At 68.6% G+C, this 20,113-nt stretch carries 21 protein-coding genes; 14 read left to right on the forward strand and 7 right to left on the reverse strand.

What is annotated here, in order from left to right; translation table 11 throughout:
* Window positions 1-90: 90 nt before the first annotated feature.
* On the forward strand, window positions 91-543 hold the full coding sequence (locus ACYVAN_RS04700; RefSeq protein WP_460956014.1) for a peroxiredoxin: 453 nt from the start codon (window positions 91-93) through the stop codon (window positions 541-543).
* Window positions 544-578: 35 nt separating this feature from the next.
* Here ACYVAN_RS04700 and ACYVAN_RS04705 read toward each other — a convergent pair whose 3' ends face one another.
* Genes ACYVAN_RS04705 through ACYVAN_RS04715 form a run of 3 tightly spaced genes read right to left on the reverse strand, consistent with a single transcriptional unit; the run spans window position 579 to window position 4,142 of the window.
* The gene (locus tag ACYVAN_RS04705) at window positions 579-1,583 is read right to left on the reverse strand and encodes a substrate-binding domain-containing protein (RefSeq protein ID WP_460956015.1); all 1,005 of its coding nucleotides are present in this window, start codon (window positions 1,581-1,583) and stop codon (window positions 579-581) included.
* Between the two features lie 49 nt (window positions 1,584-1,632).
* Window positions 1,633-2,628: an ABC transporter permease gene (locus ACYVAN_RS04710; RefSeq protein ID WP_460956017.1), complete on the reverse strand. Its 996-nt coding sequence runs from the start codon at window positions 2,626-2,628 to the stop codon at window positions 1,633-1,635.
* The gene (locus ACYVAN_RS04715) at window positions 2,625-4,142 is read right to left on the reverse strand and encodes a sugar ABC transporter ATP-binding protein (protein ID WP_460956019.1); all 1,518 of its coding nucleotides are present in this window, start codon (window positions 4,140-4,142) and stop codon (window positions 2,625-2,627) included. The genes ACYVAN_RS04710 and ACYVAN_RS04715 overlap by 4 nt, the downstream gene beginning before the upstream one ends.
* Window positions 4,143-4,327: 185 nt before the next feature.
* On the opposite strand from ACYVAN_RS04715, the gene ACYVAN_RS04720 reads away from it, so the two are divergent.
* The gene (locus ACYVAN_RS04720) at window positions 4,328-6,061 is read left to right on the forward strand and encodes a serine/threonine-protein kinase (RefSeq protein ID WP_460956021.1); all 1,734 of its coding nucleotides are present in this window, start codon (window positions 4,328-4,330) and stop codon (window positions 6,059-6,061) included.
* Window positions 6,062-6,189: 128 nt separating this feature from the next.
* Here ACYVAN_RS04720 and ACYVAN_RS04725 read toward each other — a convergent pair whose 3' ends face one another.
* Window positions 6,190-7,266, reverse strand: a complete 1,077-nt coding sequence (locus ACYVAN_RS04725) for a lactonase family protein (protein ID WP_460956023.1) — start codon at window positions 7,264-7,266, stop codon at window positions 6,190-6,192.
* 210 nt (window positions 7,267-7,476) lie between these two features.
* On the opposite strand from ACYVAN_RS04725, the gene rocD reads away from it, so the two are divergent.
* Window positions 7,477-8,700 carry an ornithine--oxo-acid transaminase gene (gene rocD, locus ACYVAN_RS04730; protein ID WP_460956025.1) on the forward strand — a complete coding sequence of 408 codons (1,224 nt, stop codon included), beginning with the start codon at window positions 7,477-7,479 and terminating at the stop codon, window positions 8,698-8,700.
* A gap of 59 nt (window positions 8,701-8,759) precedes the next feature.
* Here the strand turns inward: rocD and zapE are convergent, their stop codons facing one another.
* Window positions 8,760-9,788, reverse strand: coding sequence for a cell division protein ZapE (gene zapE / locus ACYVAN_RS04735; RefSeq protein ID WP_460956027.1), 1,029 nt, complete (start codon window positions 9,786-9,788; stop codon window positions 8,760-8,762).
* A gap of 52 nt (window positions 9,789-9,840) precedes the next feature.
* Between zapE and ACYVAN_RS04740 the strand changes: the two genes are divergently transcribed.
* The 10 genes from ACYVAN_RS04740 (at window position 9,841) to ACYVAN_RS04785 (ending at window position 15,922) form a co-directional block, all read left to right on the forward strand.
* Window positions 9,841-10,575, forward strand: a complete 735-nt coding sequence (locus tag ACYVAN_RS04740; RefSeq protein WP_460956029.1) for a pyrimidine reductase family protein — start codon at window positions 9,841-9,843, stop codon at window positions 10,573-10,575.
* Between the two features lie 216 nt (window positions 10,576-10,791).
* Complete coding sequence (locus tag ACYVAN_RS04745; RefSeq protein ID WP_460956031.1) at window positions 10,792-11,343, forward strand: Asp23/Gls24 family envelope stress response protein; 552 nt, start codon at window positions 10,792-10,794, stop codon at window positions 11,341-11,343.
* Window positions 11,344-11,388: 45 nt separating this feature from the next.
* Entirely contained in the window at window positions 11,389-11,760 is a 372-nt protein-coding gene (locus ACYVAN_RS04750) for a hypothetical protein (RefSeq protein ID WP_460956033.1), read from the forward strand.
* Window positions 11,738-12,019, forward strand: a complete 282-nt coding sequence (locus ACYVAN_RS04755) for a hypothetical protein (protein WP_460956035.1) — start codon at window positions 11,738-11,740, stop codon at window positions 12,017-12,019. The genes ACYVAN_RS04750 and ACYVAN_RS04755 overlap by 23 nt, the downstream gene beginning before the upstream one ends.
* 120 nt (window positions 12,020-12,139) lie before the next feature.
* Window positions 12,140-12,319, forward strand: coding sequence for a hypothetical protein (locus ACYVAN_RS04760; RefSeq protein ID WP_460956037.1), 180 nt, complete (start codon window positions 12,140-12,142; stop codon window positions 12,317-12,319).
* Window positions 12,316-12,699, forward strand: coding sequence for an Asp23/Gls24 family envelope stress response protein (locus ACYVAN_RS04765; RefSeq protein ID WP_460956039.1), 384 nt, complete (start codon window positions 12,316-12,318; stop codon window positions 12,697-12,699). Before ACYVAN_RS04760 ends, ACYVAN_RS04765 begins: the two co-directional genes overlap by 4 nt.
* A 2-nt stretch (window positions 12,700-12,701) precedes the next feature.
* Window positions 12,702-13,241: a DUF6286 domain-containing protein gene (locus ACYVAN_RS04770; RefSeq protein WP_460956041.1), complete on the forward strand. Its 540-nt coding sequence runs from the start codon at window positions 12,702-12,704 to the stop codon at window positions 13,239-13,241.
* Window positions 13,238-13,864: an alkaline shock response membrane anchor protein AmaP gene (gene amaP / locus ACYVAN_RS04775; RefSeq protein WP_460956043.1), complete on the forward strand. Its 627-nt coding sequence runs from the start codon at window positions 13,238-13,240 to the stop codon at window positions 13,862-13,864. Before ACYVAN_RS04770 ends, amaP begins: the two co-directional genes overlap by 4 nt.
* A gap of 43 nt (window positions 13,865-13,907) precedes the next feature.
* Window positions 13,908-15,023, forward strand: a complete 1,116-nt coding sequence (locus ACYVAN_RS04780) for an ATP-dependent DNA ligase (protein WP_460956045.1) — start codon at window positions 13,908-13,910, stop codon at window positions 15,021-15,023.
* Window positions 15,024-15,034: 11 nt separating this feature from the next.
* Window positions 15,035-15,922: a 2-dehydropantoate 2-reductase gene (locus tag ACYVAN_RS04785; RefSeq protein ID WP_460956047.1), complete on the forward strand. Its 888-nt coding sequence runs from the start codon at window positions 15,035-15,037 to the stop codon at window positions 15,920-15,922.
* Between the two features lie 8 nt (window positions 15,923-15,930).
* Here ACYVAN_RS04785 and ACYVAN_RS04790 read toward each other — a convergent pair whose 3' ends face one another.
* Window positions 15,931-16,938, reverse strand: coding sequence for an EamA family transporter (locus ACYVAN_RS04790; protein WP_460956049.1), 1,008 nt, complete (start codon window positions 16,936-16,938; stop codon window positions 15,931-15,933).
* A gap of 118 nt (window positions 16,939-17,056) precedes the next feature.
* Here ACYVAN_RS04790 and ACYVAN_RS04795 point away from each other — a divergent pair, with 118 nt between their 5' ends.
* Window positions 17,057-18,697: an alpha/beta hydrolase gene (locus ACYVAN_RS04795; protein WP_460956051.1), complete on the forward strand. Its 1,641-nt coding sequence runs from the start codon at window positions 17,057-17,059 to the stop codon at window positions 18,695-18,697.
* A 369-nt stretch (window positions 18,698-19,066) separates the two neighbouring features.
* On the opposite strand, the gene ligD is transcribed toward ACYVAN_RS04795, so the two are convergent.
* On the reverse strand, window positions 19,067-20,077 hold the full coding sequence (gene ligD, locus ACYVAN_RS04800; protein ID WP_460956053.1) for a non-homologous end-joining DNA ligase: 1,011 nt from the start codon (window positions 20,075-20,077) through the stop codon (window positions 19,067-19,069).
* Window positions 20,078-20,113 lie beyond the last annotated feature (36 nt).

Genomic DNA, 20,113 nt, shown 5'->3' on the forward strand with positions numbered 1-20,113 from the left:
GCGGCCGTAAACCGGTCCCCGCCCCTGTCGACACCTCCCGAACGATCCGGCAAGATCGATCATCGCCCGCCCCGGACCGAAGGAGTTCGAATGCGAACCGGTGATCCCGTCGAAGACTTCGTACTCCCCGATCAGCACGGTGACGAGCGCGGGCTCTCCGAGCTGCTCGGCGGTGGAGCGGTGGTGCTCTTCTTCTACCCCGCCGCGATGACCACCGGGTGCACCACCGAGAGCTGCCGCTTCCGGGACTTGGCCGCCGAGTTCGCCGCGTGCGGGGCACAGCCGGTCGGCATCAGCACCGACCCGGTGGCCAAACAACGTACGTTCGCCGAGCAGCACTCGTTCGGCTTTCCGCTGCTGTCCGACTTCGAGGGCGAGGTGGCCCGCCGGTTCGGGGTGAAGCGGCGGTTCGGGCCGCTTCCGGTGAAGCGGCACACGTTCGTCATCGGAACCGACCGAGTCGTCATCGGCGTCGTCCGCAGCGAGTTGCGCATGTCCGCGCACGCCGACACCGCGTTGGGGATGCTGCGCGAACGCTCCTGACCACCACGGGCGAGGTCAAGCCCCGCACCCGAACGTCACTCCGGTTGCGCCTCGCAGCTCGGGTTCAGCAACTTCCGCACCTTCGGGGTGTCCAGGTTCTCGCGGGTGATCAGCGTCGATCCCGTATCGGTGTCCGGCCCGTCCTGCTCCTGGCCACGGATCTTGGCCACCGCCGACTCGACGGCGTCGTGTCCCATCCGGAACGGGTTCTGCGCGATCAATCCGGTGATCACACCTTCGCGCAGCGAATTGATCTGGCCTTCGGAGGTGTCCCACCCGACGATCTTGATCTCGCCCGCCTTGCCCGCCTGCCGAACCGCTTCGGCAGCACCGAGCACGCTGGGTTCGTTCGCGGCGTAGATGCCGTTGAGGTCGGGATTGGCCGTCAGGATGTCCTGGGTGACCTGCAACGCGGTGTTGTAGTCGCTGTCGCTGGACTGTCTGGCCACGAGCTCCAAGCCCGGATTCTGGGTCAGACCGCGTTCGAACCCTTCGGCTCGCGACTCGTTAGTACTGGTGCCCGGCTGAAATTCGATGAACGCAACCTTGCCCCGCCCACCGAGTTCCTCCGCGAGCAGGTCGGTGCCGCTTTCCGCGGCCGCCACGTTGTTGGTGGCGAACACCGGCACTTCCGGGGGCTGCGGTTCCGTTCCGGAATCCATGTTGACGACCGAGGTGCCCTGTTGTCGGGCCGTTCTGGTGATGTTGGCGAGCGCCTTGGCGTCGGTCGCGGCATAAACCAGCCCCTGGTACTGCCCCTGGGAGATGAGGTCCTGCAGCAGGCTCTGCTGACCGCTGACGTCGCTCTCCTGGGACACACCGTCCCAGTGCATGTCGACGCGATCATGTTCCCGCGCCGCGCATTCGGCACCGGTGCGGACGTTCTCCCAGAAGTCGAAACCGATCGCTTTCGGCACCACCGCGATCTTGGTCGGTCCGCCCTGTTCGGCACCGTCGCCGGACGGCTGCCGGACGCCCACCGTGCACCCGGCGGCGACCAACGACAGCAGCATGCAGGTCGCGGTCAGAGTCTTCCGCATTCCGAGCTCCCTTCCACGGCGCCGTCCGCACGACGCCTCACCGCCCGACTCATCCGGTGTCGCCGCTGAGCTTTCGCCGCTGGTAGCGGTCCCACCACACGGCGAGCCAAATGATCACGCCGATGAGCACGTTCTGGTAGAAGGTGCCGATGTCGAGCTGCACGGCACCGTTGCGGATCACGGCCACGAGAAATGCCCCGATCAACGACCCCAGAACCGTTCCACGGCCACCGAACAAGCTGGCCCCACCGATGACGACGGCCGCGATCACGTCCAGTTCCAGACCTTCACCGAAGTTCGGCTGGCCGGAGTTGATCCGCGACGCGGCGATCATTCCGCCGAGCCCAGCGAGACCGCCCGAAAGCACGTACACAGCCGTGGTGTGCCGCTTGATGGGCACGCCGGAGAGTCGGGCGGCTTCCGGGTTGGACCCCATCACGTACGCGTAGCGGCCCAGTCTGGTCCGGGTCAGCACCAGGTGCCCGGCCACCGCGACCAGGGCGATCAGCACGATGGGTATCGGGAGCACTCCGATCACGCCCTGCCCGAGCAGCCGGAACGAATCCGGCGCACCGAACACCGCCACCGCCCCGGTGATGATGAGCACCAATCCGCGCCCCACGCTGAGCATCCCGAGGGTCGCGATGAACGGTGGGAGGCCGACCACCGACACCAGCAGGCCGTTCACCAGACCGGCAACCGCACCGACGAGGACACCGCCGGCGATTCCCAACAGGGGCGACATGCCATGGCCCGCCATCAGCATCACACCGACCACACCGGACAGTGCCGCCACCGATCCGACGGACAGGTCGATCCCTCCGGTGATGATGACCAGCGTCACGCCGACGGCCATCACCGCGTTCACCGAAGTCTGCGATCCGAGGTTGAACAGGTTGTCGGCGGTGAGGAACGAGGGGGCGATGATCGACAGGACCACGAAGACGACAATCAGCGTTCCGGCAGCAGCGAGCTGCGAGACCGCCCCGGACATCCGAGTGGTCAGGAACCCGAGTGCACCGGGCTCACCTGTCCGCTCGCTCATGGATCCTCCCCGGCTCCGGTCGCGAGTGCGACGACGCGTTCCTCGGAAAAGTCGGTTTGGGCGACTTCGCCCGTGATCCTCCCTGCCCGCATGACAAGGATCCGATCGCACATGTTGAGCAACTCCGGCAGATAACTGGAGATGAACACGATCGCCTTGCCCTCCGAAGCCAGCAGGTCCATCTGCTGGAACATCTCCGATTTCGCCCCGACATCCATGCCCCTCCCCGGTTCGTCGAAGAACAGCACGTCCGCACCCGTTTCCAGCCAACGGGCCAGCACGACTTTCTGCTGGTTCCCGCCGGAGAGCGCCTGAACCGGCCTGCCCACCCACGGAACCCGAATCCGCAGCGCCTCGCGTTTGCGTTCGGCGATCCGGTTTTCGGCGCGGAGGTCGATCAACCCGCCGCGCATCGGCAACCGGGCCAGCGTGATGTTCTTGTCCACCCCCAGTTGTAGGGCCAAGCCGTCGGTCTTGCGGCTTTCGGTGAGATAGCCGATTCCGGCGGCGATCGCTTCCGACGGGTTCCTGACCCGCAGCGGGCGACCATCGAGAGACACGGTCCCGGACTCCGCCGGTTCCGCGCCGAACACGGTGCGGGCCAGCTCCGTCCGACCGGCACCGACCAGCCCCGCCAGTCCCACGATCTCGCCGGAACGCACCTCGAACGACACGTTCCGCACCACGCCACCTCGGCTGAGTCCGCTGACCCGAAGCCGCACGTCGCCGGGTTCGGTCCGCGTTCGCGGGTAGAGGTTCTCGACATCACGGCCGACCATCAGACCGACCAGGCGGGTTTCGTCGAGTTCGGACACCGGGTGAGTGGCGACGACCTCCCCGTCCCGCATCACCGTCACCAGATCACCGATCTCGAAGATCTCGTCGAGCCGGTGCGAGATGTAGAGGACCGCGATTCCCCGGTCGGTCAACTGCCGGATGATGGTGAACAGTTCGGCGGTCTCCCGCTCCGTAAGGGTGGCGGTCGGCTCGTCGAGGATGAGCACGCTCGATCGCACCGCCAGCGCCTTGGCCAGCTCCACCCGCTGCTGCTCCGCTGTGGACAGCGAACCCACCAACCTGTTCGGATCCACCGCCAATTTCACTCGGTCGAGCAATTCGACGGCGCCCCGGCGCTCCCTGCGGCGTGAGATCCAACCGAGGGAACCAGGTTCCCGACCGATGAACAGGTTCTCGGCCACCGACAGGTCCGGCGCCAGGGCGAACTCCTGGTGCACCATCGAGATGCCCCGCCGCAGAGCGCTGCTCGGGCCGTGGTGGGCGACCGGCACGCCCGCGAGTTCGATCCGTCCCTCGCTCGGTGCCTCGACCTGAGCGATCAGCTTCATCAGCGTCGACTTGCCCGCGCCGTTCTCACCCGCGAAGACGTGCACTCGACCGGGAAGTACATCGAGGTCGACATCGGATACGGCGGCAACACCGGGGAACCGCTTGCTGATGCCTCGTAGGGAGATCGCGGGCGGCGCGTCCGCCGACTCCGAAGGTGTGCTCGACATCACGGGCGCACCTCCCTCGATCCACAGTGATCGTCACGTTGCGGCTCGCAGTGAGCTGGATCATACCCACAACACCACGGGCTCGAAAGATGTGGAACGAAGCCAAGTAACCGATTACTCCGCCCGCTTCCCCGCTCGCCGAGCACGACTCGAACGGTGCGGGTGGAGCTCCCGGAACCACCCGGATGACGAGGGCATCCGTTAGCTTGGAGGCAGAGCACCACGACCGCGAGGAGAATGAACACGTGCAGCCGCTGCTGGCCACTGAGCCGGACCGGATCGGCGACTACCGATTGCTTTCGCGTCTCGGCAAGGGAGCGATGGGCTCGGTTTACCTTGCCCGGTCCCGTGGTGGGCGCGTGGTGGCGATCAAGGTGATCCGGCCGGATCTCGCCGAAGATCCCGAGTTCCGGGAACGCTTCCGCCGCGAGGCGCAGATGGCGCGCTCGGTCGGCGGGTTCTGGACGGCGGCCGTGGTCGGTGCCGACCCGGATGCCGAACAACCGTGGCTGGCCACCGAATACATTCCGGGTCCGACCCTGCACCGGGCGGTCGCCGACTTCGGGCCGCTGCCCGCGGACACGGTGCGGAGCCTGGGGTCCGGACTGTCGGAGGCACTCGGCGCGATCCACCGCGTCGATCTGGTCCACCGGGACCTCAAGCCGGGCAACGTGCTGCTCGGTCAGGACGGGCCGCGGGTCATCGACTTCGGCATCTCCCGCGCGATGACCGGCCAGGCACTGACCGCCACGGGCATGTTCCTCGGCACGCCCGGGTTCTTCTCCCCGGAGCAGACGCTTGGCGGGGACATCGGCCCGGCGAGCGATGTGTTCTCGCTCGGTGCGGTGCTCGTGTTCGCCGCCACCGGCAGCGGCCCGTTCGGGGAGGAGAGCACCGCGGCCTTGCTCTACCGGGTGGCCCATGCCGAAGCGGACCTGTCCGAGGTTCCCGGCGACCTGCGCCCCACGCTGGCGGCGTGTCTCGCGAAGGATCCGGCCACCCGCCCGACGACCTCGGAGCTGATCGACTTCCTTGGCGAGCCCAGGATGCAGGGCGAGCACTGGTTACCGGCACCGATCACGGCGGCGATCAACGAGCACGCCACTCGGTTGCAGCAGACCGTCGAGGCGGCACCGCCCGACACTCCGCCGCCTTCGGCCGCTCGACCGAGTTCGGGCACGCTCGCCTACAGCTCACCTTCCCCGGATTCCGACGGCGGGACTCCAGACGGTCAGCACCGACCCGGCGCGGGGCCACCCGCCGGACACGACCAGGGCACACCGCCGATCCCGGCGACGCCGCCGTCCGATCCGGGCCGTCCGGCGGAACGGCCCGGGAAGATCCGCCCGGCCGTCCCGCGGAACACCGCAAAGCAGGCGGTCGCCGACCGGGCCCGCGTCCGGAAGGACAATCCGGGGCCGGTGTTCACGACGGGCGGTCGGGGCGGCGCGCTGTTCTCGGCAGTGCTGCTGGGACTGTTCGTCTTCGGCACGCTGATGCTGCTGGGCACGCCCCGAGGCGATGTGGCCATCCCGTACTTCATCGGGCTCGGACTGCTGACCGCGAGTGGCGCGCTGTCCCTGCTCAAAGCCATCACCCCGGGGCTCCGGCTGAAGCTCAACAGCGACGGACTCCTCGTGTCCCGGTCGGGTTTCACCCGGGAGATCCCGTGGGAACACGTTTATCGGGCAGGCATCGTCGGCCGCGGCAAGAAACGGTCCGTGGTCGTCTGGTGCACCGATGACGCGCCTCCGCTCAGGTCGTGCATGTGGCACCGGGTCCAGAAGCACCAAGGCGGGGCCGCGGTCTTCCCGCTCGGGGCGACCGGGGGCTGGTGGACGCGCAGGCAAGAGGCCAAGCGGATCCACACCGCGCTACAACAGTACGGGCGGGGCAGTTTCGACCGCGCAATGCTGTGAGCCGCTCGAGCAACGCCGTAGCTCGCCCCTACCAGCAGGACTGTTCGGACAAACGCGTGCTTTCGGACGCCTCCCGCCCGAGTGGCTCGTAGTGCGACGACCGGCGCACAACCGGCGCGGCCGGCAGTTCAGCCCGGTACCGGCAGGACGCAGGCCGGGCTTCCGGTCGTGACCGGTTCACCGACCGATGTGAGCTCGCCGGAGTCGCCGACGGAGAACGCGCGCACGGTCCCGCTGCGCTGCCCGGCCACGAACAGCACCGTCCCGTCCGGTGCGAGGCTGATGTGCCGGGGTTCGGCCACCCCCGCCTCCCACAGCCCGATTCGCCGGAAGCCGACCTCGGACTCTCCCGTGGCGAACTCGGGATCTCCCGTGGCGAACACTGCGATGCTGTCGTGTCCTCGGTTGGAGGCGAGGACGAACCGTCCGTCCGGCGTGACCACGACCTCGGCGGCGAGGTTGGTCTCCGCGTAGTCCGCGGGCAACATCGAGATCGTGCGACCGGCCTCCAGCACACCGGTTTCCGGATCGTATCCGAGCTCGGTGATGGTCGAGGCCAGCTCGTTGAGCAGATACACCCGCTCACCCGACGGGTGGAACGCGAGGTGACGTGGTCCAGTCCCGGCCCGCAGCGACACCTCGTGCTTGAGCGTCAGGTGGCCGGTTTCGCCGTCGAAGTCGTAGACGTGGAGCGAGTCGGTACCGAGATCCGTCGCGAGCACGTGCCGCCCGGCGGCATCGGGCACGATCTGGTGCGCGTGCGGTCCGTCCTGCCTGGGGTGCGGACCGCTCCCGCTGTGCTGGACCAGATGACACGCCTCGCGCAGGACGCCCCCGTCACCGATGGGGTGCACGGCCAGGTTCCCCGTCACATAGTGGGCCGTGAACAGGAAATTTCCGGAGGGGTGCACGCTCAGGTGACAAGGCGCCGCCCCCATCGAGGGCTGGGAGTTCGTTTCGCGCAGCGTGCCGTCGGCTCGCACGGCGAAAGCTATGACGCGCCCTTCCATCGACTCGCTCACCGCGAACAGAGTCGCCGAATCAGGCGCGAGGGCGAGGAAGGACGGGTCCATCGCTCGCGTGGCGCGGCCTGCGCACCCGAGTCCGCCACCCGGGTCGGCGACGAGCAAGCTGATCCCACCGGCGTCGGAGTCCGGACCGGTGTAGGCCCCCACGTAGATCCGATACTCGTCGTCCACCGGCACCCGCGACCCTCCACATCGAACACGAAGCGCAACTCGATCACTACCACTTGTGCCGAACCGATGGTAATCGCGTGATCCGACGTCGGTATAACCGGGCACGCGAACTGATGCAAAAGATCGTCACATTTCGCCCGAATGACGCAACGATGCGTCGAAAGAAGCAACGGTTCAAGACTGAAACGCAACCCGATGCCGACATAGCCTGTCTTCATGACCTCCGCGGCTTCCAGCACGACATCCGCAGACCACCTCGCACTCGCCGAGCACTACGGCGCGCACAACTACCACCCGTTGCCGGTGGTGATCGCCGATGCCGAAGGCTCGTGGATGACCGACGTGGACGGCAAGCGCTACCTCGACCTGCTGGCCGGCTACTCGGCGCTGAACTTCGGCCACCGGCACCCGGACCTGATCGCCGCAGCGGTCGAGCAGTTGGGCCGCGTCACACTCACGAGCCGCGCCTTCCACCACGACCAGTTCGGCCCGTTCTGCCGCGAACTGGCCGAACTCACCGGGACCGACACCGTGCTGCCGATGAACTCCGGCGCCGAAGCCGTCGAATCCGCGATCAAGGTCGCTCGGAAGTGGGCGTACCAGGTCAAGGGCGTCGCGGAGAACCAAGCCGAGGTGATCGTCGCCGGTTCCAACTTCCACGGGCGCACCACCACCATCGTGTCCTTCTCCACCGATCCGGACGCCCGCGACGAATTCGGACCGTTCACCCCGGGGTTCGTGGTCACGCCCTACGGCGATGCCGACGCCGTCGAACAGGCCATCACCGACCGCACAGCTGCCGTCCTCGTCGAACCCATCCAGGGCGAGGCGGGCGTCGTCGTCCCGCCTCGGGACTACCTGCCGCGCCTGCGACAGCTCTGCGACGACCACAACGTGCTGCTCGTCGCCGACGAGATCCAGTCCGGGCTGGCACGCACCGGCACGTTGCTGGCCTGCGACCACGACGGGGTGCGCGCGGACCTGTACACCCTCGGCAAGGCGCTCGGCGGCGGTCTGCTCCCCGTTTCGGCGGTCGTCGGAAGCCACGAGGTGCTCGGCGTCCTCCGCCCCGGCGAGCACGGATCGACGTTCGGCGGGAATCCGCTGGCCTGCGCCGTGGGACGGGCCGTGATCCGGTTGCTCCGCACCGGAGAGTTCCAGGAGCGATCGCGCAAACTGGGTGAGCGCCTGCACGCCCGATTGCGCGAGCTCATCGGGCACGGGGTCTCCGAGGTGCGCGGCCGCGGGTTGTGGGCGGGCGTGCGAATCGAAGACGGCGGTCCGAGCGGACGTCAGGTCAGCGAGGCGCTCGCCGAACGCGGGGTGCTGTGCAAGGCGACCCAGGAGAACACGCTGCGGATCGCTCCGCCGCTGGTGATCGACGGGGAGGACCTCGACGCGGGTCTGGACGCGATCGTGGAAGTGCTGCGCCGCGACTGACACCGCACCGAGCAGAGCAGGTCAGGCACGGGCGGCAGCGCAGCCGCCCGTACGACCGATCAGGACTTCGCCAGATCACGCGACAGTGCGGTAAGCCTGCTGATCGCCCGCAGGTACTTCTTCCGATAACCGCCCTGCAGCATCTCATCGCTGAACAGCTCGGACAGCGGTCGCCCGGACACCCGGACCGGGATCGCCCGGTCGTAGAGCCGGTCGGCCAACGCGACCAACCGCAACGCGACGTCCTGGTCGGGTGCGGGACGCAGGCCGGAAAGGTACACCGCGGTCGCTCCCGTCACCAACTTTCCGTACTTCGACGGGTGCACGCCCCCGAGGTGCTCACACAGCTCGTCGAAGCTGTCGAGGGTCGCACCATCGGTGGTAGCGGCCAAGTCCACCAGTTCGGCGTCGTCCATCGGGGGCGGCGCGTCGGGCAACCCGCGGTGCCGGTAGTCCGGCCCGTCGACCCGCACCACGGAGAAGCGGGAAGACATCGCGTGGATCTCCCGGAGGAAGTCCACCGCGGCGAATCGGCCCTCACCCAGCTTGTCCGGCAGCGTGTTGGAGGTGGCGGCAACGCACACGCCGGCGTCGGTGAGCTTGGCGATCAGCTGCGTGACGAGCATGGTGTCGCCGGGATCGTCCAGCTCGAACTCGTCGATCGCCAGCAGCCGGTGCTCGGACATCCGGCGGACCGTCTCGGCGAAGCCCAGTGCGCCGACCAGGTTGGTCAGCTCGACGAAGGTCCCGTAGGACTTCGGCCCGGGAGCCGCGTGCCAGGTGGAGGCCAACAGGTGTGTCTTGCCGACGCCGAACCCGCCATCGAGGTAGAGCCCGGGAAGGGTCTCCTGCGAGGGCTTGCGTCCGCCGAAGAGACCGCGCAACCACCCGCCGGTCTTGTTCGACGTCCCCACCCGCGCGGCGAACTCGCTGCACGCCGACACCGCCGCCGACTGGCTGGGCTCGTCGGGATTGGGGATGTAGGTCTCGAACCGGACCTCGTCGAACCTGGGCGGCGGCGTCATCGCGTCGACCATCTCGTCCGGACTGAGTTCGGGTCGACGATCGGTCAGGCGCGGGGTGCTCATGTCGAAAGCTTAACCGGCGTGCTGGGATGGTCCGGTGGACAGGCTCTGGCCCGTGGACGGCACTCAACAGGTGGACAGCGAACTGGAAGCGTTCTACGACTTCCCCGAACACGCCCGGCCGTGGTTGCGAGTGAACTTCGTCTCCAGTCTCGATGGGGCGGTGACTGTGGGGGGCCGGTCACGTGGCCTGTCCTCGCGCGCCGACCAGCGCGTGCTGGGACTCATCCGCGACCTCTCCGACGTGGTACTCGCGGGAATCGGCACCGCGACCGTCGAGGGATACCGTGGCATCAAACCGACCGAAGCGCGCAACGCACGCCGAACCAGGTTTGGCCTTTCCGAACAACCACCCCCGATCGCGCTGGTCACGCGGCGGTGCTCACTGACACCGGACGCCCCGCTGGTCACCGACACCCACGTCGCTCCGATCGTGCTCACCTGCGAGGCCGCCCCCGTCGAGCGTCGCCGCGCGCTCGCGGATGCGGGCGTGGACGTCGTCGTCACGGGGGACGAGGACGTCGACCTGCACGAGGCGGTGTCGGCGCTGGACCGGCGCGGACTGGGCCGGATCGGCTGCGAGGGCGGTCCGACCTTGTTCGGCAAGCTGATCGAGCAGGACCTCGTCGACGAACTCTGCCTGACCGTCTCGCCGATGCTGGCCGGTGGCGACGCCGGGCGCATCGCCACCGGAACACCGATCGAGCAGCCACGTGGCATGCGGCTGGTTTCGGCGCTGCGCGCCGAGGAATCGCTGTTGCTCCTGCGCTACGCGAGAATGCGTGGTTGAGCGACGAGGCACACAGCGACCAGCGAGTACGCGTTATTCGCGCGACCGCTGGGGTCGCCCGACCACTCTTTCGAAGGACGGGACGGTGCGTCCGCGAGGTCCGATCATGCTGCGCGGCGAGACTGTTGCCAGACTTCGTCGAGGGAGCTGCCATCCGTCGCAGTGGTCCCGGTCCCGCCGAGGGCATCAGCACGCCGTGAGAGGAGCTTGACGTCCATGTCGCAGAGCAGTGGTGGACAGACCACCGGACAGAGCACTGGTGGGCAGAGCACTGGTGGCCAGGGCAGCAGTGAACAGGCCGGCACCGAAGGCAGCCGGGTACCCACCGCACGTGGCGGTGCCGACCTGCCCAAACCCGCCGACGAACCCTCGACCGGCAAGACGACCATCGCAGCCTCCGTGGTGCAGAAGATCAGCGGGATCGCCGCGCGCGAGATTTCCGGCGTGCACGCCATGGGCGGCGGTGTCTCGCGTGCCTTCGGTGCCCTGCGCGAACGGATTCCAGGTGGCACCGGCACCTCCTCGACCTCGGGTGTGCAGGTCGAAGTCGGGGAGAAGCAGGCCGCGGTCGACCTCGACATCATCGTCGAGTACGGGGCCTCGATCGTCGACCTCGCCCGCGCGGTGCGGCGAAACGTCATCAACAGCGTGGAACGCATGACGGGACTCGACGTCATCGAGGTCAATATCGCGGTCAACGACATCCACCTGCCCTCGGACGACGAAGGCAACGAAGCGGAAGCGGCCTCCTCCTCACGCGTGGAATGAGCCGTGCGCTCCCCCGACCAGCCGGCCAGCTCCGAAGGACCCGTGATGACGGCATCCGAGAACAGGACCGCCGACGCAGCCACCCGGTTGGCCGCGACGGTGCGGTCACATCCCTCGGTGACCGAGCTGCACGGTGGCCGACTAGGGGTGATCGCGACTCCGTTGCCCGGGCGAAAGATCGTCGGCGTCCGCATCGGTGCCGATGCCGAAGCCACCGAGATCGGCGTCGCGCTCCGGCTCGACCGCCCGCTCCCCGAAGTGGTCGGCGAACTTCGGGTCCGCGCGCGTGAGGTGCTCGGCGCGGTGCCGGTGAACATCACGGTGGCGGACGTCAGCACACCGGATGAGCGAGAACCGGATGAGCGAGAACCGGACGCACGGGAGTCGGAGAACGATGAGTACCGGCACGAACGGTGAAGGGAACATCGTGGACCGCGCCGCGTTCCGCGCGTTCGTGCGGGCCAACCACCCGGACGTCGGTGGAGATCCCGAAGTGTTCGCGGCCGGTGTCGCGGAGTTCCGCGCCCGGCGCGCTCGGCCCGCTACCTCGCGACACCGGTACGACCGGTACGACGCGCCCGTCGTGGTGGTGCGACGGGCGCGTGGCTTGCGTGCGATCTTGCACCACATCCGCCTTCGGCGGGTTCGTCGTATCCGGGAAGCGCGGGTCCGGTGAAATCTAACGGCGTTCCCGTGGTCGCCGCGAACCTCGTGCGCGTGGGGCGGCCCGGTCCACCACGGGTCGTCGACAGTGATTCGGACAGTGATTCGTCTTGATGGCAGGAGGTTTTCCGCTTTGAACGCAACTCAGACGGGTCTGCTCGCCGGGCTCATACTTGGTACGGCTGCCGTGGTCGGTGGATTCACCGGCTTTCTGATCGCACTCGCGGCGGGGGCGATCGGGCTCGTCGTCGGCCGGGTCCTCGACGGCGAGCTGGAAATCGGCGAGATCTTCGGCAGAGGCAAAGACCGATGACCGCGAGTTCCGCGACGGTCGCGGACGAACGGACCGAACCGTCCGCACGAGGTCGACTGGACATCAGCCGAACGGTGCTGCGCAAGATCGCGGAGCGTGCGGCCGACACGGTTCCGGGCACCACACGGGTGCACCGGCGGATCGCCGGGGTCGGCTTCGGCGAGCACGGGGCCAGCGCCCGACTTTCGGGCCCGGACAAGGAACTGGTCATCCGACTCGACGTGGCACTGCGCTTTCCGGCCCCCGTTCGGCAAACCACGCGGGCCGTCCGGGAGCAGGTCAGCGCCGAACTCGTCCGGATCGCCGACTGCGAGGTGCGCACGGTCGACGTCACCGTGTCCGCGCTGGTACCGGCCGACCGACCACCACGAGTGGAATGAACATGCGGATCGTCCTGCGCCTGATCACGGCACTGCTCGGATTGGCCACCGCGACGCTGGGCGCGTTGCTGCTGACCGAGGTGTTCTGGTGGTGGTGGTCGCGTCCGGACTCCGGCGGCGTCGTCGTTTCTCTGCGCACCGTGCTCTCCGGCTTGCGGGGTGTGTCCTGGGGGGACGTTCCGGTTCGGGTCACCGCCGCGGGCGCCGTGGTGGTGGGCTTGCTCCTCCTGCTGCTGGCGGCCAGGTCCGGACGAACCGAGATCCGCCTGCACGATCCCGCGCCCGAAGTCACCGTAACCACCGATCCCCGATCGCTTGCCCGCTTGGTGGGGCACCAGGTCCGCGCCCAGGACGGCGTGTCGGCGGCCTCCGTCACCGCTCGACGCACCCGAGTGCGAGTACGGGTGACCAGCCGGTTCAGCGAGCTCGGCGACCTGCACGCACGGGTCCGCAGGTCCGTGGACGACGCGATCGGTGAACTGCCGATGAGCCGGCAACCGAAGGTTTCGGTCTCGGTCTCCCCGCCCAAGGAGCGCGCATGACCCATCGATCCGCGGATACGGCACGCGGGGCGCACCCGAGTTCGACGCCGATCGGCCGCTCCGCCGCCTTCGAACGAACACTCGCCACCGCTTTCGGCCTGCTGCTGGTGGCGGCGGGGCTGGCGGCCCTCGTCGTCGGCACTGGCTGGGTCGGGACGTTCCGCGGCAGGCGGCCGGTTCTCGACCCGCTCATCGAACAGTGGTGGCGGTCGAACCCGGGGTGGGGCGTCGCTGTCGCACTCGCCGCGGGAATCGTGCTGCTCGTCGTCGGCCTGTGGTGGGTGGTCCGTGCGGGCAAGCGAGAACCCAAACCCGACATGCGCCTGGAGGAGCCGACGACCGGCAGCACCACGGTCACCTCCTCGGCGATCACCGATGCGGTGCGTTCCGACGCGGAAGCGGTCATCGGTGTGACCCGGGCGCGCGTCCGGATGGCCGGCACCTCACGGTCCCCCGCACTGCGACTGACCCTCTCGTTGCAAGAGGGAACCAACGTGCGCCAGGTGTGGGACGAGCTGGATGGCAAAGTCCTCTCCCGCGCCAGGGAAGCGCTGGAAACCGAGGTCGTGCCGACGACGATCCGGTTGCAACTCGATCGGGCGGCCCGGCAACGGGTTCGCTGAGCCGCGATACTCGACCACACCACCCGAGCCCGGGAGGCCGCCGATGCTGCCGGTACCCCCACCGATCAAGCCGATGCTGGCCGGACCGGTCCAGGAAATCCCACGACGTTCGGGCATGCTCTTCGAACCCAAGTGGGACGGCTTCCGTTGCCTGGTCTTCGTCGATCCGGAGGCCGATGAGCCGGTCTTCCTGCAGTCACGCACCGGTAAGGGGTTCAACCGCTACTTTCCCGAGGTCGTGGACAACGTCCGGACGGGAACCGATCGACCGCTGGTACTCGACGGCGAACTCGTGGTTTCCCGCAGCGACCACGGTGGTGATCGGTTGGACTGGGACGCGCTGAGCGAGCGGATCCACCCCGCCGAGAGCCGGGTCCGCACGCTCGCGGAACGGACCCCCGCCCGCTTCATCGCCTTCGACCTGCTGGCTCTGGACGACCGCGACCTCCGCGAAACACCTTTCGCCACCCGCAGGCGGTTGCTCGCGGAACTCGGTCTCGACGGACCCGGCCTGCACACCACCGCCGTCACGGACGATCCGGACGTCGCCGTGGACTGGTTCCGGCTTTTCGAAGGCGCCGGACTCGACGGGCTGATCGGCAAGGACTCCGACAGCCCCTACGAACCGGGCAAGCGGACCATGCTCAAGATCAAGCACACGCGCACAGCCGACTGCGTGGTGGCCGGGCTTCGCTGGCACGCCAACACCGAGCCCGGCACCGCGATCGGTTCACTGCTGCTCGGATTGCACGACGACCAGGGTGTCCTGCACCACGTGGGTGTCGTCGGTGCGTTCTCCGCGGCTCGGCGCCGTGAACTCGCCGACGAGTTCGCCGACCTGCGCACCGATGCGGAGGAGCACCCGTGGCTCGGAGCTGATGCCGAGGACGGTCGCCGCCTGCCGGGAGCCGTCAACCGCTGGCGCAGCGGCGAGCAGCCGTGGGTCCCGCTGCGCCCCGAGAAGGTCGTCGAAGTCGCCTACGACCACACCGAAGGCGCCGCACCCTCCCGCTTCCGGCACACGACACAGTTCGTACGTGACAGACCGGACCGCGATCCCGCCTCGTGCCGGTACGACCAGCTCGAGGAGCCCGCCCGTTACGACTTGGGCGCGGTGCTGCGCGGTGAGGTGTCCTCGGCGCCGGACGGCGACGGGTAGCCTCCCCGGGTGTGCGAGCACAACGGATCGCGGTGATCGGGGCAGGGGCAATCGGCGGAGTTCTCGCCGCCGCAGCGCACGACGCGGGGCACGACGTGCGTCTGTGCGTGCGAACGCCATTCGAGAAGTTGCGGCTGGATGCTCCGGAGGGTCCCTCGGACGTCCCGGTCGAGATCCTTTCCGACCCGGACTCCGTGTCCGAAGTGGACTGGGTTCTGCTGACCACGAAGGTGCAGGACGTCGACAGCACCGCGCCCTGGCTGCGGCGACTCGCGGGTGAGAACACCCCGGTCGTGATCATCCAGAACGGAATCGAACACCGCGACTCGGTGAGCTCGCTGGAGCTTGCCGCACCGCTACTGCCCGCGCTGATCTACGTGGGCGCCGAACGCGTACGCCCGGGGCACATCGTGCGGCGCTCCCCGACCAGCATGATCGTGCCCACCGGCGACCTCGGCGACCGCTTCATCCGGATGCTGTCCACATCCGGGGTCACGACGTCGAGCACCGAGGACTTCCACACCGCGGCGTGGCGGAAGCTGCTGACCAACCTGGCGGCGAACCCGATCACGGCGCTGACGCTTCGGCGACTCGACGTGTTCGCCGAACCCGACATCCGCGAACTCGCCTCGGGCGTTCTGGACGAATCCGTCGCCGTGGCTCGGGCCGAAGGCGCCGACATCGGTACGGCGGACGCCGAGAAGGTGCTGGCCTCTTTCACCGGCCACTTCTCCGCCGACACCGGCACGTCGATGCTCTACGACCGGCTGGCAGGCGCGAGCACCGAACACGAGCACATCACCGGTGCGCTGGTGCGCGCGGGTGAACGGCACGGCATCGCGCTGCCCCTCAACCGCACGCTGCTGACGCTGATGCGCGCGCTCCGCCCGGTCGCATAGGGGCGCGCCTAATCCGGTCGGCCGCCCCGTTCGCGGGATGCGGCTCCGGTCTCGCCTGTTGCTCCGGACTCGCCCGTTGCTCCGGAGTCGCCCGTGCCGGAGTCGGCGGGTTCGGAATGGGAGCGGGCTCCGCGCGTGGCCCCGACCGAGGCGACGACAACGCAGCCGATCGCGACCCACTGCCCCGCGCCCAGCGCTTCCTGGAGCACCACCAGGCCAGCCAGCGCGGCTACCGCGGGCTCCAGACTCATCAGCACCCCGAATACGCGCGGTGGCATGCGCCGCAACGCCTCGAGCTCCAGGGAGTACGGGATGACCGAGGACATCAGTGCCACGGCGAAACCGGCGGCGAGCACGGTCGGCTCCAGCAGCGCCGGTCCCGCAGCGGGAATGCCGAACGGAAGCGCCACCATCGCGCCGAATGCCATGCCCAGCGCGAGCCCGGAGCCGCCGGTGGTGTAGTTGCCGAGCTTGGCGCCCATCAGGATGTAGCCGGCCCACAGCGCGCCCGCCAGCAGGGCGAACGCCACCCCGCCCCAATCGAGACCACCATCGCTCCTGGCCAGGAGCAGCACACCGGCACCTGCCAGCAACGCCCACACCACATCGAGCTTGCGTCGGGAACCGAACACCGCCACCGAGAGCGGGCCGAGGAATTCGATCGTGACCGCCACTCCCAGCGGTATCCGTTCGAACGCCTGGTAGATGCTGATGTTCATCCCGGCGAGCACGGCGCCGTAACCGGCGACGACGACCAGGGTTCTGCGGTCCAGGCGTATCGACGGACGCCAGATCACGAGCAACACCGCAGCCGCGAACACCAGGCGCAGCACCACCACGCCGGAAGCGCCGGCCACCGTGAACAGCTGTTTGGCGAACGCGGCACCGACCTGCAGACTCACGACCCCGAGCAGCACCAGAGCAGGCGGGGGCACGGCCTCGAACACGCGGGACGCGTTGCGCTCCAGTCCCACGAGCGACTGCCGTCCCGACGGTGTTTCACGCGTGTGCGCCATGCCGACCGTGAACATCCTTTCCGCTCCGGCGCGGTCCCTCCGCGCACAGCCACCCTATCGAGACCGGAACGGGTTCGAATTGAGCTGCCCCTCACGGGAGCCTCACGCCAATCGTGCGATGCTGGTCGTCGTGGTGGACAGCACGCGCTCAAGCACGGCACCCACCGTGCGCTCCCGAACAGGAGTGCCCACACCCCACACCGCCCGGCGGGCGGGTGTTCTGCTGCTGCCGCTGTTGCTCATCTTCAGCGCGGCCTGCGCGGCAGGGCCTTCGGACCGGCCCGCGGTGGCCTACCTGGACTCGGAACAGCAGGTCGCTCCGTCTCCGCCCGAGCCGAAGCCCGCACCGGTCCCGCCGCTCGAGCAGCCCGGGCGGGAGAACCTGACCTGGCAGGACTGCACCGGGCAGACGCGCGAGGAGCTCGGCGCACCCGCGCCGCCCCCTGATCTGCTGTTCTCCTGCTCTCGGCTGCTGACCACGCTGGACTCACCGGAATCGCCTTCGCGCGGAATCGCGCGCACCTCCCTGCTCAGCGTGGGCAGCGGTGACATCCCGCTGGTGGTGCTCAACGACGCCGGTGGCGAGCCGGGCACGACCTATGCGGCACGGTTGGCCACGCGGCTACCTCCGGAAGTGCTGAACACTTTCCGGCTCATCGGGATGGATCGGCGTGGCACCGGGAAGTCCGAACCGGCGGACTGCATCCCGCAGGCCCAACGCGAAGCGATCGTGGGCTTCGACCCGCTCGCCTCGGACCTCCCCACTCTTCAACCGCTGATCGGCTCGATCCGGGACTCCAGCCAGGAATGCCTGCTCACCCTGGACGACCGACTGCAGGCCTACGACACCTGGCGAGCCGCCGGTGACCTCGAAGAGCTCCGGATCGAACTCGGCGTGCCCAAGCTCCACGCGATCGGCCGAGGCGAGGCCTCCCGGTTGTTGACCACCTTCTCCGAACGCTTTCCCACCTCGGTCGGCCGCATGGTGCTCGACGGGGCCCCCGATCCGATGCTCGACATCAGGGGGCAACTGGAGGCTCGTGCGCGCAGCGCGGAGGAGACCTTCGACGTCTTCGCCGCCGCCTGCGACGACGGGAAACCGTGCCCGCTCGGTCCCGAACCGCGACGGAACGTCCGAGAGCTCGTCGAGCGCGTTCGCACCGAGCCGCTTACCGGCGCGGGCAGCACGGTCAGCGCAGGCAAGGTCGTGCGCGGAATCCTGCAGGGTCTGCAAGACCGCGAGTCCTGGCCGGAGCTGGCCGATGCGCTCGCGGCGGCCGATCGTGGTGACGGGACACCCATCGCCGCGCTGGCCGCACCCTTGTTCACCGGCAGCGCCACCACCCCGGCGCGCCTCGACGGAGATCTCATCACCAGCTGCAACGACACGACGATCCGGGTGCCACCGCAACGTGGCGCCGACATCGCCACGGAGTGGACGCGAGAGTTCGAGTTGTTCGGTGGTGTCCTCGCGCAACGGCTCGTCCGGTGCAGCCTGTGGCCCGTACCGCAAGACCGCCTGCCGACCCCGAACGTCGCGGGGTTGCCCCCCATTCCGGTCGTGAGCACCACGCATGACCCGCTCACACCCGCGAAGAGCAGTGAGCACATGGCTCAGCAACTTCCCTCGGGTGTGCTGATCAACTGGCAGGGCGCCGGGCACGGTGCGATCGGCAAGTCCGACTGCGCGACCGATGCGGTCAGCCGCTACCTGGTGGACGGCGTCGTACCGGCCGATGATCTCGCCTGTCCCGCCTGATGCCCGTGCCCGTGTCGGGGAGCGTTCAACGGCGTCGGCTGGGGGAACCGGTCGCGGTCACCCCAGCCGAGTAGTCGCCCTTGGTCAGCAGCTGCTGCAGCAACCACAGGAAGGCCCGCTGCAGCTGCTGCAGCAGCTGCAGCCGCCCAGATTGGGTTCGGAAACGGGCTTGTCGTGGTTCATCGCGGCCTCCCGCGTCGAGGTCAAAACCGACAGTGTGATGGTGCTTCGCGTACCCACCCGGTGATACCGCTGCACGAGGGACACCGGCTCGGCTGTCCTGTCGGTTCGACGACACACTGTCGGCTCGACCGCGCCCGCCCAGGGACCGGTCAGCTCGCACCCCCGGCGGAACGAACGCGGCAACGATCACGATCCATTCTGCCTAGACCGCTTCGGCTCGCCGGGCATCTTCGGGTAGTCGGGTGGGTACGGCAGCTCGCCCAGGCCCCGGTCGCGTTCGTCCCGCGCGAACCAGTCGAGCAAGGCGTCCAACTCGTAGGCGTCCTCATCGATCCGCCGATGGGGGTCGGTGTTCTCGGCCAGCCAGTCCGGCACCGTTTCGAGATCGAAGTCGTCGGGCTCCACCTCCGCCAGCTGCTCCCACGACACCGGTGTGGAGACGGTGGCACGGGGCGTCCCGCGTACCGACCACGCCGAAGCAACCGTGCGATCGCGGGCGGCTTGGTTGAAGTCGAGGAACACCCGCTCGCCCCGGTCGAGCTTCCACCAATCGACGGTGGCGAGGTCGGGAATGCGGCGTTGCACCTCGCGCGCAAGTGCGATCACCGCGCGCCGGACCTGGATGAAGTCCCAGCGCGGCGCGATCCGGACGAGCACGTGGATGCCCCGGCCACCCGATGTCTTCGGCCAGCCGACCATCCCCACCTCGGCGAGTACTTCCCGCACGACCTCCGCCACGCGGACCGCGTCGGCGTAGTCGGTCCCCGGCTGCGGATCCAGATCGATCCGCAGCTCGTCCGGGTGGTCGACATCGGCGGAGCGCACCGGCCACGGGTGAAAATCCAGGGTGCCCAGTCCCGCTGCCCACACGAGCACGGCGGGCTCGTGTGGGCAGACCTGGCGGGCCGTGCGCCCCGACGGGAACGTGATCTCCGCCGAGTCGATCCAGTCCGGTGCTCCCTTGGGCACCCGTTTGGCGTAGAACGGCTCGCCGGTGACTCCTCCCGGGTACCGTTTCAGCGTCGTCGGGCGGTCCCCGATCGCGCGCAACAGCGGCTCGGCCACCGCCAGGTAGTACTCGACGACTTGCAGCTTGGTGAAACCCCGGTCGGGGAAGTACACCTTCTCCGGGTTCGACACGCGAACCGTCCGGGCACCTTCCGGGCCGTCGATCTCGAGTTCCAGTGGTTCCGCCACAACCGCAGCCTACGAGTCACAGCCGTCCCCGTCCGG

The sequence above is a fragment of the Parasphingorhabdus pacifica genome, assembly GCF_054779195.1.

Excerpts from the sequence above, each read along its gene's own strand:
- ACYVAN_RS04745 (WP_460956031.1), top strand. The coding sequence starts at position 10,792 with ATGTCGCAGAGCAGTGGTGGACAGACCACCGGACAGAGCACTGGTGGG.
- ACYVAN_RS04765 (WP_460956039.1), top strand. The coding sequence starts at position 12,316 with ATGACCGCGAGTTCCGCGACGGTCGCGGACGAACGGACCGAACCGTCC.
- ACYVAN_RS04780 (WP_460956045.1), top strand. The coding sequence starts at position 13,908 with ATGCTGCCGGTACCCCCACCGATCAAGCCGATGCTGGCCGGACCGGTC.
- zapE (WP_460956027.1), bottom strand. The coding sequence starts at position 9,788 with ATGAGCACCCCGCGCCTGACCGATCGTCGACCCGAACTCAGTCCGGAC.
- ACYVAN_RS04720 (WP_460956021.1), top strand. The coding sequence starts at position 4,328 with ATGACGAGGGCATCCGTTAGCTTGGAGGCAGAGCACCACGACCGCGAG.
- rocD (WP_460956025.1), top strand. The coding sequence starts at position 7,477 with ATGACCTCCGCGGCTTCCAGCACGACATCCGCAGACCACCTCGCACTC.
- ACYVAN_RS04700 (WP_460956014.1), top strand. The coding sequence starts at position 91 with ATGCGAACCGGTGATCCCGTCGAAGACTTCGTACTCCCCGATCAGCAC.
- ACYVAN_RS04710 (WP_460956017.1), bottom strand. The coding sequence starts at position 2,628 with ATGAGCGAGCGGACAGGTGAGCCCGGTGCACTCGGGTTCCTGACCACT.
- ACYVAN_RS04705 (WP_460956015.1), bottom strand. The coding sequence starts at position 1,583 with ATGCGGAAGACTCTGACCGCGACCTGCATGCTGCTGTCGTTGGTCGCC.
- ACYVAN_RS04795 (WP_460956051.1), top strand. The coding sequence starts at position 17,057 with ATGCTGGTCGTCGTGGTGGACAGCACGCGCTCAAGCACGGCACCCACC.
- ACYVAN_RS04750 (WP_460956033.1), top strand. The coding sequence starts at position 11,389 with ATGACGGCATCCGAGAACAGGACCGCCGACGCAGCCACCCGGTTGGCC.
- ACYVAN_RS04755 (WP_460956035.1), top strand. The coding sequence starts at position 11,738 with ATGAGTACCGGCACGAACGGTGAAGGGAACATCGTGGACCGCGCCGCG.
- ACYVAN_RS04790 (WP_460956049.1), bottom strand. The coding sequence starts at position 16,938 with ATGGCGCACACGCGTGAAACACCGTCGGGACGGCAGTCGCTCGTGGGA.
- ACYVAN_RS04770 (WP_460956041.1), top strand. The coding sequence starts at position 12,702 with ATGCGGATCGTCCTGCGCCTGATCACGGCACTGCTCGGATTGGCCACC.
- amaP (WP_460956043.1), top strand. The coding sequence starts at position 13,238 with ATGACCCATCGATCCGCGGATACGGCACGCGGGGCGCACCCGAGTTCG.
- ACYVAN_RS04715 (WP_460956019.1), bottom strand. The coding sequence starts at position 4,142 with ATGTCGAGCACACCTTCGGAGTCGGCGGACGCGCCGCCCGCGATCTCC.